Annotated in this window: 8 protein-coding genes; 3 read left to right on the top strand and 5 right to left on the bottom strand. The window is 42.3% G+C overall.

Annotated features, from left to right (window positions below):
• A partial coding sequence (locus tag BUC17_RS09505) for an Ig-like domain-containing protein (protein ID WP_073363671.1) occupies positions 1 to 3,656 on the bottom strand: 3,656 nt, incomplete at its 3' end.
• Positions 3,657 to 4,129: 473 nt separating this feature from the next.
• Between BUC17_RS09505 and BUC17_RS09500 the strand changes: the two genes are divergently transcribed.
• A complete protein-coding gene (locus BUC17_RS09500; RefSeq protein WP_073363705.1) occupies positions 4,130 to 5,050 on the top strand; it encodes an ABC transporter ATP-binding protein in 921 nt (306 codons plus the stop codon).
• A gap of 7 nt (positions 5,051 to 5,057) precedes the next feature.
• Here BUC17_RS09500 and BUC17_RS09495 read toward each other — a convergent pair whose 3' ends face one another.
• The 3 genes from BUC17_RS09495 to BUC17_RS09485 all read right to left on the bottom strand — a co-directional run bounded on the left by BUC17_RS09495 (position 5,058) and on the right by BUC17_RS09485 (position 8,353).
• Positions 5,058 to 5,276: a helix-turn-helix domain-containing protein gene (locus BUC17_RS09495; RefSeq protein WP_073363669.1), complete on the bottom strand. Its 219-nt coding sequence runs from the start codon at positions 5,274 to 5,276 to the stop codon at positions 5,058 to 5,060.
• Between the two features lie 2 nt (positions 5,277 to 5,278).
• Positions 5,279 to 5,821 carry a DUF2975 domain-containing protein gene (locus BUC17_RS09490; RefSeq protein ID WP_073363667.1) on the bottom strand — a complete coding sequence of 181 codons (543 nt, stop codon included), beginning with the start codon at positions 5,819 to 5,821 and terminating at the stop codon, positions 5,279 to 5,281.
• A 126-nt stretch (positions 5,822 to 5,947) separates the two neighbouring features.
• A complete protein-coding gene (locus tag BUC17_RS09485; RefSeq protein WP_073363665.1) occupies positions 5,948 to 8,353 on the bottom strand; it encodes a S9 family peptidase in 2,406 nt (801 codons plus the stop codon).
• A gap of 125 nt (positions 8,354 to 8,478) precedes the next feature.
• On the opposite strand from BUC17_RS09485, the gene BUC17_RS09480 reads away from it, so the two are divergent.
• Together BUC17_RS09480 and BUC17_RS09475 are read left to right on the top strand one after the other, a co-directional pair.
• Positions 8,479 to 9,738 (top strand): T9SS type A sorting domain-containing protein, encoded by a 1,260-nt coding sequence (locus BUC17_RS09480; RefSeq protein WP_073363662.1) that lies wholly within the window; start codon positions 8,479 to 8,481, stop codon positions 9,736 to 9,738.
• Positions 9,739 to 9,853: 115 nt separating this feature from the next.
• A complete protein-coding gene (locus tag BUC17_RS09475) occupies positions 9,854 to 10,861 on the top strand; it encodes a 3-oxoacyl-ACP synthase III family protein (RefSeq protein ID WP_073363660.1) in 1,008 nt (335 codons plus the stop codon).
• A gap of 100 nt (positions 10,862 to 10,961) precedes the next feature.
• Here BUC17_RS09475 and BUC17_RS09470 read toward each other — a convergent pair whose 3' ends face one another.
• Positions 10,962 to 15,536 carry a choice-of-anchor L domain-containing protein gene (locus BUC17_RS09470; protein WP_073363703.1) on the bottom strand — a complete coding sequence of 1,525 codons (4,575 nt, stop codon included), beginning with the start codon at positions 15,534 to 15,536 and terminating at the stop codon, positions 10,962 to 10,964.
• Positions 15,537 to 15,632 lie beyond the last annotated feature (96 nt).

Genomic DNA, 15,632 nt, shown 5'->3' with positions numbered 1-15,632 from the left:
TCATTAAACAAACGGAAACGGTATTGTGCCGCCGATTGAACAGCATCAGCCGATATACGCTCACTGTAGCTGGTCACCGCATAATCGTTACACTGAGTACCACGAACTTGCGTCGTAGGGTGTTTCGGTGCTTGAATTGTACAGCTTGGACCGTAAGGCAAGAACGAACCGTCGGTGTTACGCACTGCACATGAGACGCTATAATTCGCGTCGTAACGGAAATCAGTTACCGAAGCAAACGTAAAGTTACGGATACCCGAAGTGATTTCCTGAACAGGACCAGCAGGCTGTAACGAGCTGTCTAAACGTTGTACACGATAACGATAACCATTGCTTCGTTGCACAATAGTACTGAAGATTTGCGTATTGATTCCCGTTACTTGAGTACCACAACCAATCATAGAACTAACAGGTGTTGGCGTCAACAAGAAACAGGGGGCGCTGTAGGTCGGTTGCCATACGTTGTTGAAACGAACGGCTACTTCAACTTTAAACTTCGCATTGTACTTGTAGTTCGACAAGTTGTGTAAGTATAAATTACGCAATACCATATCCACAATCACTTGTGTTCCAGGAATTTCAGAATCATCGGCAGGGTTAACCTCTGTCACTCGGAAACGGTAGCCTTGAGCCCCGGTTACCCAGCTGGAATACACGATACCTCCGTAAGCTACTTCAGTACCACAGGTTGCTGTTGGAATTGTACTCACAATGGGGGTACATCCTCCAGGCTGACCGATATTGTCAATCACTCCGTTACAGTCATTATCTAAACCGTCGAAACAAACTTCGGGTGCACCAGGACGAACCGAAGCACGGGTGTCATCACAATCGTTATCATTCATGACAGCACCAATTTGTTGACCGATGACAGGTGAAGCAGGATTTCCAAATCCATCCCCATCCGCATCCATATAGTACGTATCGTTACTGAAGTAAATGTTGTCCAAATAGATTTGTAGGGGTCCGGGTTGGTTTTGCTCAAACTTGAACCCATATACATTGGATAAGTTAGCTCCCGAAAATTCATTCAAATCAATGGTGATTGAATTCCAACCGGGTTGTAAGTCTACGATGTCTCTGCGTTGATCACCATCGGTTAACAACCAGAAGAATAAGTTAGAAAAAGCGGTATTTACATAAACGTCCAAATGCAAGTGTGTCATTCCTACAACACTGAAACGAACAGGTTCTGTACTCGTAACATAGCCCAAAAAGCCTAAGTTATCCACACGTAAGCAAGTATTGCTTCCATTAGGAATTTCGGTCAACGTTGTCGCCGCTGTCCAAGGAGCGCGAATCATGGTGTAACCTACCGGATTTGCATAAGTAGAAGGTGTTCCGGTGTACATCGAAATCACAGTGTCAGGATCACGAGCAGGAGGAATAGGCGATGGACCTGGAGGAGGGAAGTTTACCACAAATAAAGCGGTTGCACTGCTCGGGCCGTAGGTTCCATCTTGCGCTTGAGACGCCGTAATCGTTGTTGTTCCTCCCGATACAATTTGAATTTGATTTCCGTTTACAATCGTAGCTACGTTGGTATTGCTACTGGTGTAGGTGAACGGATTTGTATTATTCGAAGTAGGGGGAGTAATGGTGAAGGTAGCATCCCCCACATTTTTCGCAGGAACGCTGAAAGAACCTACGGTTGGCGGTAATAAAGTTGCTGGACGATAAAAATAAATATTATCGACATAAACCGTTTTTCCAGGGCCATTCAAACTCTCAAATTTTAATTGAATTATGTTGGCTAAGTTCAATCCATTGTTGGCATAGGTAGATAAGGGAATATCAACACTAAACCAAGTATTTAAGGTAGGGAAAAATTGCGCATTACGATCGCCGTTGTTTAATAACCAAATATTAAAGCCTGTACAATCTGTAGTGTAAATGTCCATGTGAAGTGTGGTCATTTGCGACACATTGGTTCCAGCAAAATTGACCAACTCAATCAAGAAGTTACTCATTTTTTTGGTGTCATTACCCGCTAAAACTTCGTCAGAAAGGGCAGATACTCCTTGCCAAGCCACCGAAGGTACATTGCTGTAGGCATTGCTATACAATGAGATAACATCCCAAGGATTGCGCGCTGGAGGGGTCGGTGCAGGTGTGGTTAAAGGGGGTGCAGCTACTACCAAAGGCGCGGTAATAGATCCAGCATCATAGATACCGTTGGCTGCTTGACTTGCTGTAATGGTTGCTGTTCCAATACCCGTGATTGTAATCGTATTTCCAGAAACGGTTGCTACACTCGGATTGTTACTGCTGTAGGTAAACGCTCCAGCACTATTCGAAGTAGGGGGTGTAATGGTAAATGGCGCATCTCCAAATACTTTTTCAGGCAGGGTAAAATCAGTGATTGTAGGTTCGGTACCCGCTACATAGAAGTAAATATTGTCCAAATAGATTTGACGTGTGGGACCTACATTTTGTTCAAATTTGATACCGTAAATATTGGCAAGATTTGCTCCAGGGTAAGCAGACAAGTTAATGTCTAATGAATTCCAACCAGCGACAAGAGGTCCTGTGTTATACATTTGATCTCCAGGTGCTAAAAGCACAACAAACATGTTTGATATGGGGGTGTTCAAATAAATGTCAACATGTAATTTGGTCATCCCTACAACACTAAAATTCGCCCCAGGGGTAATGTAACCTAAGTATCCAAAGTTTTCGAGGCGAAGACAAGTGTTTGATCCATTTGGTATTTCAGTCATGGTCGTACCAGCTGTCCATGGTGCTCGAATGGCGTTAACTACATTGGCATAGGTAGTGGGTGTACCCGTAAACATGGATACTACATTGCTTGCACTTCGGGGTGGTGGTGTTGGCGACGGACCCGGTGCAGGGAAGCTCACGGTCAAGGTTGCCGGTGTGCTACTAGGACCATAGATGCCGTCCGATACTTGAAGTGCGGTAATGGTTGAGGTTCCAGCTCCAACTACTGTAAGGGTGTTTCCCGAAATGGTAGCTACTGCCGTATTGCTACTGGTGTAAGTAAACGGACTGGTATTGTTGGAAGTGGGAGGCGTTAAGGTGAATGGCGCGGCTCCAACGGATTGTGCAGGTACAGTAAATGTCCCAACTGTAGGAGGCTGTAACGTTGCCGGTCTCCAAAAGAATAAATTATCGACAATTAAATTTTGAATATTCCCAGCACCAGCAGGTTGGTCGTATTTTATTTGTCGGAAATTGGGACGAATTGCTGCAAATGCTGGCCCCGAAATATCGATATCAAACACATTCCATTGCCCAGGAATCAGTGGCAAAGTGGTTGGGATTTCAACAGTTCCCGCAGTGATTTTGATCAAAGATAAACGAATCGATGTCAATGTTGAGGAATAAATTTCAATGTGAAATCGCGTCATTGCCGATACATTTACATCACTTTGGGTCTCAGTGCCCTGATAACTACCCGTATTTTGGTATTGCCTTACTTCATCACCACCATACGAAGGCGTTGTCATGTTGTTAGGGTGATTGTTTGTTTGTCCCCAAAATGGGTTAAAATTGGTACCGGGAAGATTGGTGTAAGCTCCTGAAAATAGGGAAATCACATCCCAGGAGTTTCTTCCGGGATCACCGGGTGCTGCCCCTTGTGATCGTCCTAATGCAAATGACAATAGGAAAATTAATAATAAAAATTTTTTCATGATTTATTGTTTGATTTTGTTGATTCTCAAATTTATAAGGCTTGTAAACACAAAAAGTTTTCCTGTAGTGTATAAAAACTATACAAGGTTGGTTTTCTTTATTTATCCCTTGTAATTCCTTTAACCTTCGCGCGTATTGAAGTTGAATCGACCTGACTTTACTGCTGTTTTCTGTGTGGGATTTAGCGTACAAAAAACACCAATGTTGTAATGATGTATAGGTAAAAAGAGAGTTTTTACCTTTAAATAGGGGTAATGATTGTGGAAGTGTAAATATTTTTAATGATTTTTTTTGACGTATTTAAATTTTTAAGTAAAAAATTAGTAAATACAAAATTTTTAATATCGCAATTCTAGAGGCCAAGAACAGCAATTTGGCAATCTTTGCTTTTATACTTCAATTTTGTTCCTTTTTTAAGGGTAAATGCGAAACTAGTGGCGCTGAAGACTTTTGGTTTATTTACCTTTGTGCCATGCTTAACGTTTCTGCTGTTTCTTTTTCCTATCAAAATAAACCTACGCTGAAGGCGATTGATTTTTCAGTTCCGCAAGGGTGTTGCCATGCTATAATTGGCGAAAGCGGTTGTGGGAAAAGTACTCTTTTAAAAGCGATTTACGGACTGTTTGATCTTGATGAAGGTCAAATTTTTTGGAATGATATTGAAATTCTCGGACCCAAGTACCATTTGATTCCAGGGATGGAGTTTATGAAATATTTGGCCCAAGATTTTGATTTGATGCCTTACATTACCGTAGCTGAGAATGTAGGGAAACATTTGTCCAATTTTTATCCTGACCAGAAAAAAGCGCGCATATTCGAACTTTTAGACATTGTCGAAATGACCGATTATGCGCATGTTAAGGCCAAATATTTGAGCGGTGGACAAATGCAACGGGTCGCTTTGGCACGTGTTTTGGCCAAAGAACCTGAGGTGTTATTACTGGACGAACCCTTTAGTCATATTGATAATTTTCGCAAAAACAGTCTTCGTCGGAAATTATTTCATTACTTAAAAAAACAAGGCATCACGACCCTCATCGCTACACACGATACCACCGATGTATTGTCGTATGCCGATTCGGTTTTGGTAATGAAAGACGGAAACGCCATCGCCCAAGGAACCCCCAAGGAATTGTACCATACCTCCGATTTGTATGTAGCCTCTCTTTTTGAGGAAGTATCGATTTTGGATCGTGAAGGGCAAATCCATCACGTTTACCCGCATCACGTCCAAATTTCCTCAAAAGGCATCCCCGCTCAGGTTGAACAAAGCTATTTTAAGGGAAGTCATTATTTATTGGCGTTACGCATGGGTACGGCATTGGTTTATGGTATTCATTTTGAACCCATTGCTGAAGGTTCCCATGTCTTTGTTCAAATAACGTCCCGATAACCGCAATTTATTCTGCTTTTTTATCAGGAGCATATTCCAAAATATCACCCGGCTGGCAGTCCAATACCTTACAAATGGCCTCCAAAGTTGAGAAACGAATAGCTTTGGCTTTTCCAGTTTTTAATATCGATACATTGGAAAGCGTCAAATCGACCCGCTCAGAAAGTTCGTTCAACGACATTTTTCGTTTCGCCATCATGACGTCTAAGTTTACAATAATTGCCATCGTTATATCGTAAGTTCGTTTTCTTGTTGCATTTCAATGCCGCGTTTTACGACAAGGGATAAAACCAAAAGTATAATGCCCAATAACAGCCAAACGTCGGCGCCACCCATGAACAAGGTTTCATTGTTGGGAAGTTCAATTTTCATAGCTGTGAGCTGTTTCAAATAACGCGTTCCCCAAGCAGCAAAAAGACTAATCCCAAGGGCAATATAGGCCATATTGGATAAAAGTTTTTGTAAATGTATCGTAAAAGGCTTCTCAAGATCAAAGCGTTTTTCGGTAAATAACTTTAAAACAATATAAAACAAAAGTGCCTTGAGCACGGCCACAATAAGCATGTGAATCATCAAAACGACAAAGTTACTGGGAGCTACTTCGACCAATTTGTCAAGAAAAAAATACTGAGCCGCATTGGGTTGATAACTCACCGCGTAAAGTACATTAAATAATACTGTCCCCGCTTGAATGCATAAACCGATAAATACAATCCACGTGAGACCTTTAAAAATTTGTAAAAGGGTTTGTGTTGAAATTTTTATTTCCATGGGTTAGGGTTTTTAATTCGGGGTAAAAATAATAAAAATTTATTGAAAAACAATAAATAAATAGTTTTTAACATAAAAAAAGCCCGAAAGATTAACTTCGGGCTTGTCGCTTTTATGTGGGTTGATTTAGTTCTTCAAGTGCTTTTCCAAGAATTGATCTTGCTCCCAAAGTAAATGCAAAATATTTTCCTTGGCAGCATATCCGTGGGATTCTTTGGGGAGTAAAACCAATCGTGCAGGTGCTCCCAAGCCTTTCAACGCCTGGAAATACCGTTCCGATTGCAAGGTAAATGTCCCCGGATTGTTATCGGCATCGCCATGTACCAATAACAAAGGGGTCTTCATTTTTTCGGCATTCATAAAGGGCGACATGGTGTTGTATACGCCCGGAACATCCCAATAATTGCGTTGCTCACTTTGAAATCCAAAAGGGGTCAGCGTTCGGTTGTAGGCTCCGCTTCGCGCAATACCACAGGCAAATAAATTGGAATGTGTTAGCAAATTCGCAGTCATAAATGCCCCGTACGAATGGCCTCCCACACCCACTTTTTTCGGATTAATATACCCCAAATCGTTAACGGCATTAATTGCAGCTTCGGCATTGGCCACCAATTGCGGAATGAAAGTGTCGTTGGGTTCGGTCGTTCCTTCCCCAATAATCGGGAACGATGCATCATCAAGCACCGCATAGCCTCGGGTTACCCAATACACAAATGAACCATAGTTGGGAAACGTAAATTCGTTGGGATTCTTGTCACTCTGCCCAGCAGAATTTTTGTCTTTAAACTCGGCAGGATACGCCCAAATCAACAACGGTAGTTTTTCTTTTTTAGCCACTCGGTCATAATTGGCCGGCAAGTACAACGTGCCAGAAAGTTCTACGCCATCATTGCGTTTGTATTTGATCACCTCTTTGTACACATTTTTAATGCTTTCAAAAGGATTCTTAAATTGGGTAATTGGGGTTAACTTCCCCGATTTTAGATTGCGGAAAAAATAATTGGGGAATTCGTTTTTGGATTGAATCATGACGAGCAGTTCGCCTTTTTTGAAATCTTCTATCGAAAGTAAATCTTCTTTTTTATCTTTCAATTTGGATTGATACAAACGCTTGGTTTTTAGAGTTTTCAGGCTAAATTCATCCACAAATGGAAACTGTCCTTCTTTGGTGAATCCATCGCCCAAAAGGTATAAATTATCGTTTTCAATGGCCAAAACATTTCGATTGTACGCATTGCGTTTGGTTTCAAAATTACCCGGATCGGCGTAAATGTCTTGTGAGTTTACATCCCATACAATTTTGGGATTTGTATTGTTGATCGAAGGATTGACAAGGTAGGTTTTTTGATTTCGCGTGTCATACCAATCATCATACACAAAGGCCACGGTTTCATTCCCCCAAGCAATTCCGGCAAAACGTTGTTGGGTTCGCATAAACTCACGCGGTGCCGCTGTAAATGGTGCTTCCCATACCCATAGTGCATCGCGGTGTGTTACCGTTTTCCCCGCATCACCCTCATCCAACGCTTCCACATAAAACAAAGTCGCCGGTTGATCGGGTCGCCAAGTCATGTTACGTTTTCCCTTGCGAACCGAAGAAAAACCTTTGGGCATGATTTCTGTTAAGGGGACTTCATTCACTTGTTGCACCAAAGTGCCATCCGTGCGATACACCAAAGAGCGTTGTGGAAAACGACTCATCGGCACGATATACGAGTAAGGACGCTCAATTTGCGTGAGCATCAAATAATTCCCATCAGGGGAAAAGCTCATGCCTGCATAAATAGCAGCCGGTTTATACAAGGTTTTTTTACCATCAAGTCCAACCCAATACAACTCCGATTGCACCAATGCCTCAAAATTGGCTTCGTCGGTTTTGTTTTTTAAAAGGTCCTGGTAGGTGCGGTTTTGCGACTTTTTACCCTCACTCACCGAAACCGTAGGGCCGGTAGGTAAGTCCTTTTTTTGATCAACCAAGGCCGCACGTTGGGCTGGTAATTGCAAGACCAATATTTGGGAATTGTCATTTTTCCAGAGGAAAGGCGAACCCAAATTGGCATTTAAAACGGCCTCCGTAAGGCGCTTGGCCGTAGCGGTTGCCACATCAATCACCCACAATTCAACACCCGTAGCTGTCGTATGGGTGAAGGCTATTTTTTGCTCATCGGGCGACCAGGTGATAAAGGCAATCTTCGGATTTTCAGGCAATCCCTTCACTTGCATTTCTTGTGTATCTTTTACTTTACGCAACTTTAAATTGTTGACATAGTTGGTCGTACTCGCAATATTGGTAATGGGATTGATCCGTAAACCAGCCAATCGCATTTCCTCTTGATTCAAGTCGTCAAGAGATTTGTAAGTATTTCGATACGAAAGCAACATATAGTTTTTCTTGCTATCCATCGATACCGAAGGAGCACGTTGGTAATCGGCCAAGGCCATAATTTCAGCAGGTGGTTTTTGGTACGTAACATTTTCCTGAGCCCAAGTGGTGGCCGTAATCAGGAATAAAAAGAAAGCTTTAAATTTCATGGTTTTAGGTTTGTTAATCGTTTCTATTAACGAAATCTGTTTACGGAGTTAAAACTCATATTTTTATTTGAATCGAACGACTAATAAAACGTTAATTTTTTTACTTTTGGTCAAATTCCAACCCGATGAAAACAATACGATTACTCCTTTTATGTTGCTATTTTCCACTGTATGCACAGTTAACTTGGGCACCGCTTCCCAACATTACTGTGAATACCAACGGACAGCGTTTTGATGATGTGTTTTTTTTAAATGAAACTACCGGTTGGGCTGCCAATGGGTATTATGCCGCGGTGTATAAAACTACCGATGGCGGTCAAAATTGGGTGTTGCAAACCAACAATGCTCTTTTGGGAAGTGATCACTATTTTCGAAATATCGAATTTATCGATGAAAATGTTGGATTTTTAGGTACTTTGAATGGTAAGTTTTACCGCACAACGGATGGCGGTGTTACCTGGAATTTAGTTTCTATCTCGCCCAATCCACAAGCGATTTGCGGCCTTGATGCTGTGGGAGCAACGGTGTACGGTTGCGGAGCTTATTTTTCTCCTGCCTATATGATCAAGTCTACCGATAGCGGCCAAACTTGGCAATATACCGATATGGCAGCCTATGCCAATGCGTTGGTTGAAGTTCTTTTCTTGGATGCGCAAACAGGTTACGCCTGCGGAAATAATGCCGCAGGAGCATTAATCCTAAAAACCACCGATGGCGGACAATCCTGGTCGGTAGTCTACAACGGTTCGATTCCGGGTGAGTACGTTTGGAAGTTACAAGTTTTACCCAATAATCCCAATCAGATCTTTGGTGCAGTGCAATCGTTTGGCCCTCAAACGGGAAAATTAATTACCTCTAGTGATGGGGGACAAACGTGGACAACCAAAACAGCTCCTGAAACGGGTATTCAAGCCGTGGGTTTTCTCGATGCCAATCACGGTTGGATGGGCGGCTACTCGGCAGGAATATATGAAACCACCGACGGAGGGGATACTTGGGTGAATACCAATGTGGGGGGGAATTTGAACCGCATTTTTATGGTGAATTCGACCTTAGCTTTTGCCTGCGGTACGACTATTTATAAGTTGTCGGGGAATTTAAGTACCCCTACTTTTGACGAACAAGGACGGATGCCGTTGCAGGTTACCGTTGCTCCCAATCCCATTCGCGATAAATTGCAACTGACGATTGAATATTTGGGGAATGATCATTTGAACTTAGGATTGTACGATGCCCAAGGCAAATGGTTGAAAACCTTGATAGTTGATGAGATTCAACACCAAGGACCCAAAACATATCAATTTGATTTTCCGTATCCTTCGGGCGTGTATTATATAAATCTGCATACCAATACGGGCCGGCAATCGGTTAAAATTGTAAAATAGACCTAGATTTTTGGGCCTTCTATTTTGTCAAAAGCAATGTTTTTTGGGTGATATTCGGGTCAGTTTTTAACAATTCACTAAATTTGTGGACTTAATTTTGTAAAAAACGAAGTCTATGTATCGTTCTAAAATAAAAGGCCTAGGCTTTTATGTCCCCGATAATGTTGTCACCAACGATGATTTGTCCCAACGCATGGATACCAACGACGCTTGGATTCAGGAGCGTACGGGGATTCAAGAGCGTCGTCATGTGATTCGTGGCGAAGATACGACCACTTCAATGGGGGTCAAAGCTGCCAAAATAGCCATTGAACGCGCTCAAATTTCAAAAGACGATATCGATTTTATCATTTTTGCGACCCTTAGTCCCGATTATTATTTTCCTGGACCGGGCGTATTGGTGCAGCGAGATTTGGGACTCAAAACGGTGGGCGCACTGGATATCCGCAACCAATGTTCTGGATTCGTTTATGCCCTCTCCATTGCCGATCAGTACATCAAAACAGGGATGTACCAGAACATCTTGATTATCGGTTCCGAATTGCACTCCCATGGGTTGGACATGACCACACGCGGACGCGGGGTTTCTGTCATTTTTGGCGATGGGGCAGGAGCAGCGATCATCAGTCGTGAAACCGATATGCAAAAGGGAATTCTTTCGACCCATTTACATGCTGAAGGACAACATGCCGAAGAATTGGCCTTGATTGCACCTGGAATGGGGCAACGTTGGGTGACCGATATCATTCGCGATAATGATCCTAATGACGAATCGTATTTTCCGTATATGAACGGTCAATTTGTCTTTAAAAATGCAGTAGTTCGTTTTACAGAAGTGATCAATGAAGGTTTGGAGGCCAATAATTTGCAGGTTTCCGACATTAATATGTTGATTCCACATCAAGCTAATTTGCGTATTGCGCAATTCATTCAACAAAAGTTCCGCTTGGAAGACGATCAAGTCTACAATAATATCATGAAGTATGGCAATACCACGGCAGCTTCTATTCCAATTGCTTTGACCGAAGCATGGGAACAAGGAAAAATCAAAGAAGGTGATCTAGTCGTTTTGGCCGCCTTTGGAAGTGGTTTTACTTGGGGAAGTGCTATTATTCGATGGTAAAACCGTTTTTTATTCAATACAAAAAAAAAGCCCGACATTACATCGGGCTTTTTCATGTACAAACAGAATTACTTTCCTTTTTATTTGGGGCAAAAAGGAGTTATCGTTTCAACGCAAAATGCGCTCTAAATTCTTTTTCTTGGCCATCTTTCTGGTAGGTGATGGAGAACCAATAATCATCAGATGGCATAAGGGCATTGTTATAAGTACCATCCCATCCGGATCCCGAAGGTTTGATTTTTGTAAGTACTTTTCCGTAACGGTCATAAATGTAGATATAAGCTACTTCTTGATCGCGTAGGTCACGAATATTCCACGTTTCATTGGCACCATCACCGTTAGGCGTAAAGAAATGAGGGTAGTTTACCACAACAATTTGCGATACGGTCAAACCACAACCGTTTTTGTCGCGAACAGTCAAGGTGTGGAAACCACTCATTACATTGTAAAATATTGGGCTGTCTTGAAACTCACCGTTGTTCAATTGGTATTCATATTCACCACTGCCTTGTGCATTGACCGTTAAGGTTTGCGAATCTGCAAAATCTTCACTCACAGTGTAGGTTACAATGGCCGGTTCTGAAGGTGTTACCGTAACCATAACTTCCTCTGAAGCACATCCTGTAGCATTGTTTGTGGCAATAACACTATACACACCTGGAGCAAGAACGGTATACATGGCACCTGTTCCCACTTGATCGCCTGCTTCATTGTACCAACGAATGGTGTGTGTTGAAGCTGATAATCCACTGTTCAATGTGTACGATTGGATTAGCTGATTGGTCGAGGTGTTGTAGCAAATGATACCATCTTGTGGGGTTGGTTCGGGTAACTTGTTGATGATGAATTGAAGCGCTCGAACGGCAAAACAATCGGGTGCTAAAGTGTTGCTTACGCGAACATAAACGATTGCAGCAGAACTTTGTGTCAATGGTGCAGTATTGCTTTGTGCATCGGTCAAAGTAGCGTGATAGGTAACTACAAATTCAGGTCCGCTTTGGTTCCCCAATACGGTAGTGTTGAATTGCGTTAAATCAAGGCTAAGTACACCATCGTTTGTTCCATCAGTATCACAAAAAGTTCGTTGTGCTACTGGAACCGCTTGCGCAGTTGGAGCTGGAACGACAGTTACCGTAAACGATGTTTCATCGGTACAGTTGGGCGTGTATCCCGATTGACCAAAGACATAAATTGTTTGACTTTGCGTAACTACACTGCCCACAGCAATTTGTCCACCCGTACCGTTGGGTCCATTGAAATAGTTCCCCGTAGTTAAAGCGGGTAAAACATAGCTTGAACATGATACTACATTGTTCAATTGAGGCACATTATAAATCGTGATAGAAAAACTAGTTTCAGCAAAACAATTGGGTGTTGTCCCAGTTTCAGCATACACATACAAGGTTTGATTTGTAGTGATTACGGTTCCCGCAGCAACTAAATCTCCACCTTTGTTGGGTTGTGTATAATAGTTTCCAACCGTAAGCGTCGGTAACGTATAGGATTCACAAACAAAAACCGATGGTATGGCAGGGATGACGGGGGTTTGATTTACCGTAACCACAAAACTACTTTCATTGGAACAATTGATGCGTTCTCCCGATTCTACATAGATGTAAATCGTTTGAGAAGTAGTGATTGCTGTTCCGGGAGCCAATTCTTGTCCTGAGCCGTGTTGTCCTCCTGTTTGGGTAAAATATTTGTTGTTTCCGGGCAACGCAGGAAGTACATAGGCATCACAAACGGTAACATCGTTTAACTCATGGGCATCAATGGTGAAGATGTTGATGGTGAAACTTGTTTGACTTGTACATCCGTTGCTTTCAGCGTAAATGTATAAGGTTTGTGTGGTTTGAATCACATCGCCCCCTTGCAATTGCGTACCCGTTCCATTGGGACCCGTGAAATAATTTCCATGTTCCAAATTGGTCAACACATAAGCATGACAAGCATCAATATCCGAACGCGAATCAACTTCTGGGAATGGATTAATCGTCACGGGGAAACTAACATCATTGATACATCCTCCTTCACCATCAAGATAGATATACATAGTGCGGCTCGTAGTGACTAAATCTCCTGCAAACATAATGTCTCCAGTTCCGCCGGGTCCCGTAAAGTAGTTCCCATAAGGAAGTTGAGGCAATTCATAGCTTCCACATCCTACCGCATTTTGGGGTGGATTCAAAGGAGGAAGGCTAATACTAACTGTGAAATTGTAATTGTCTGTACAGTTCGGTTGATTTTGGGTCACCGCATATACATAAATGGTTTGGGTAGTATTAATGACAGTTCCGGCTGGGATTTGTGTTCCCGTTCCCATCGGACCAGTGTAATAATTTCCGGCCTCTAAAGCAGGTAATGTAAACGAAACACATTCATTAACCGAAGTAGGGAAGTTCATCCCAATCACTACTTGGAAAGAGGATTGACTGGTACAAGTTCCATTGGTTGCATAAATGAAAACGGTTTGCGTACTCGTTAGAACAGTACCGGGGGCTAATAATGTTCCTTGACCACCGGGTTCAGTGTAATAAGCTCCAAAAGATAGGGGAGGCAAAGTATACGAAGTACAATCATACACATTTTCCATCGTTGGGACATCCCCAAAAGGAATAATGGTTACATTGAAAGGCATATCGATTTGACAAAACGGCGGTTCTGTCATCATATAATAGTAATAAATAGTCTGCGAGGTAGTAATGATAGATCCTCCAGGCAATAAGGTTCCCCCACCATTGGGCGCAGTATGATAGTTTCCACGTACCAATGCCGGTAAGGTGTAACTGTTACAATGCTCCTCATCGGGAATAGATTCATCGGGACGTAAGATAGTAATCGTAAAAAACGTTTGATTCGGACACAAAGGGGGTGTTGGATTACTGTTGAAAATGTAAATAGTGGCGTTTTGATCAATCACATCACCTGGGAATAATTGTGTTCCTTGTCCATTGGCTTCCGTAAAATATTGTCCATTGGTTAACGCAGGAAGGGTATAATCATCACAGGTAATCACATCTTCAAAATCATCAACAGGAGGAATTGGTAATACCACCATGTTAACAGGGACAATGGCATAACACGTAGGGTCGGTAAACACAAATACACGAACATAGCAAGTGCCTCCAAGCGAACCGATGACTCCATTGGCTACAATATTAGTATTATTGGTAGCATCAGTTAAGGTACGATAGACTGCAACACCGTAGATATTTGGATTCTGACCTCCTAAAACTTGGCTAGATACGGCTTGACGAATATTAAAATTCACGGGATTCCCATCAGGGCGCGCACATAGTTGAACATCATTGGGGGTGTTGGCAACCGGTGGCGCTGTTAAAAGCAATTGGAATGATTTCACCATACCACAACCAGTAACCGGACTCGTTACACGAACAAAGACCGTTTCATTACCAGCGCTGACATAACTGGGGCCAATAGGATTAACGTTGTTTTGTGCATCGGCTTGTGTCGCAAAATAGGCTACCGTATGACCTGGAGCTATACCGTTGGTAACTTGACCCGTATTGTAATTTAAATTATACGTATAAGGACTATTTCCTGTATTGCATTTGTATAAATTCACGGGATTAGGGAACACAAAGTTGGCATGAAACTCTACCGTAATCTCATCCGTAACTTCTTGGCAAGGGAAAGCAATATTAGTATACGTAAGCGCATAGGTACCGGGTTGTGTCACCGTAAGTGAAGGACCCGTTTGCCCAGGGATTACCACGCCATTACGACGCCATTGGAACGTATACTGAGCAGGACTGAGCCCAGAAGTAAGCACAGTTGACCCTCCTTGACAAACCGCAGTGCCACTGGCAACGGTTCGATTTGGACCCAATACATCTTGTCCGATGTTGAAACTATTGGAGGCAATAAAAATTGCCGAATCCGAATTGAAGTCACCACGGTCTGCAATGACCAATTTAATTCTATAATTGCGTCCCGGAACTAATGTCGCTGCTGCATTCAATACGGTTGTCTGACCATTATAGTTGATCGGTGCTGAAGCTGCATTGTTGCCGCCATTAAAACGACCAAAATATTGAGCATTGACCGAAGGACAGCCTGAGTTGTATAGAAAATCACGAATAGTGACAACCGAAATAGGCGTATTGGTGTTAGGGACCACCGCCAAATTTTGTGTGGTTCCTGTGGTTAAATCAGTCAACAAGAAAGCGAAGGCATCAGAGAATTGACACTGGAAATTACCATATTCCTCAGAAGCAAATAAGAAATCAAAATCGAAATAGGGGGATAAAGCTGAGAACTCGAATTCTAACACTGTAGCATTGGTCGAATTCATCGTGATCCCAGAGGCAGCCAATATCGCTTCCAAGTCGGAGTCACCTGTCCACGCCACATTTCCTGAGTTTAAAAAAACAGTATTAGGTCCCGCAGCCTCAACAGCACTCCCCGTGGACAAAACAATACCACTTTGCATGGGGAAGTTTGGATTGGTGTTCACAAAATATCCAATACCATTAACAGATCCAAAATTGGAACCTGTACGCCAAGAGATATTTTGTGTCGAAATACAGGGAGAATTGATCAAGATGTTGTTGACCAATTGGGGTACCGTGTAGGTATTGGCATCAACAGTGATGGGCTGTGATAAGCCTGCGACACTGATGCACAGTAGCAAAAGGGTTAGTAGTTTTTTCATAGGGGCTTGATTTTGACAAGACAAATATGTAATATAAAATCGATTAAAAACAAATAAAATCGATAAAGTGATAAAAAAAGTATTAAATGTAAGAAA

Source organism: Flavobacterium fontis (assembly GCF_900129405.1).
Classification (GTDB): domain Bacteria; phylum Bacteroidota; class Bacteroidia; order Flavobacteriales; family Flavobacteriaceae; genus Flavobacterium; species Flavobacterium fontis.
This window is presented reverse-complemented; position numbering and strand designations above follow the sequence as displayed.

Excerpts from the sequence above, each read along its gene's own strand:
- BUC17_RS09475 (WP_073363660.1), top strand. The coding sequence starts at position 9,854 with ATGTATCGTTCTAAAATAAAAGGCCTAGGCTTTTATGTCCCCGATAAT.
- BUC17_RS09490 (WP_073363667.1), bottom strand. The coding sequence starts at position 5,821 with ATGGAAATAAAAATTTCAACACAAACCCTTTTACAAATTTTTAAAGGT.
- BUC17_RS09480 (WP_073363662.1), top strand. The coding sequence starts at position 8,479 with ATGAAAACAATACGATTACTCCTTTTATGTTGCTATTTTCCACTGTAT.
- BUC17_RS09495 (WP_073363669.1), bottom strand. The coding sequence starts at position 5,276 with ATGGCAATTATTGTAAACTTAGACGTCATGATGGCGAAACGAAAAATG.
- BUC17_RS09500 (WP_073363705.1), top strand. The coding sequence starts at position 4,130 with ATGCTTAACGTTTCTGCTGTTTCTTTTTCCTATCAAAATAAACCTACG.
- BUC17_RS09485 (WP_073363665.1), bottom strand. The coding sequence starts at position 8,353 with ATGAAATTTAAAGCTTTCTTTTTATTCCTGATTACGGCCACCACTTGG.
- BUC17_RS09470 (WP_073363703.1), bottom strand. The coding sequence starts at position 15,536 with ATGAAAAAACTACTAACCCTTTTGCTACTGTGCATCAGTGTCGCAGGC.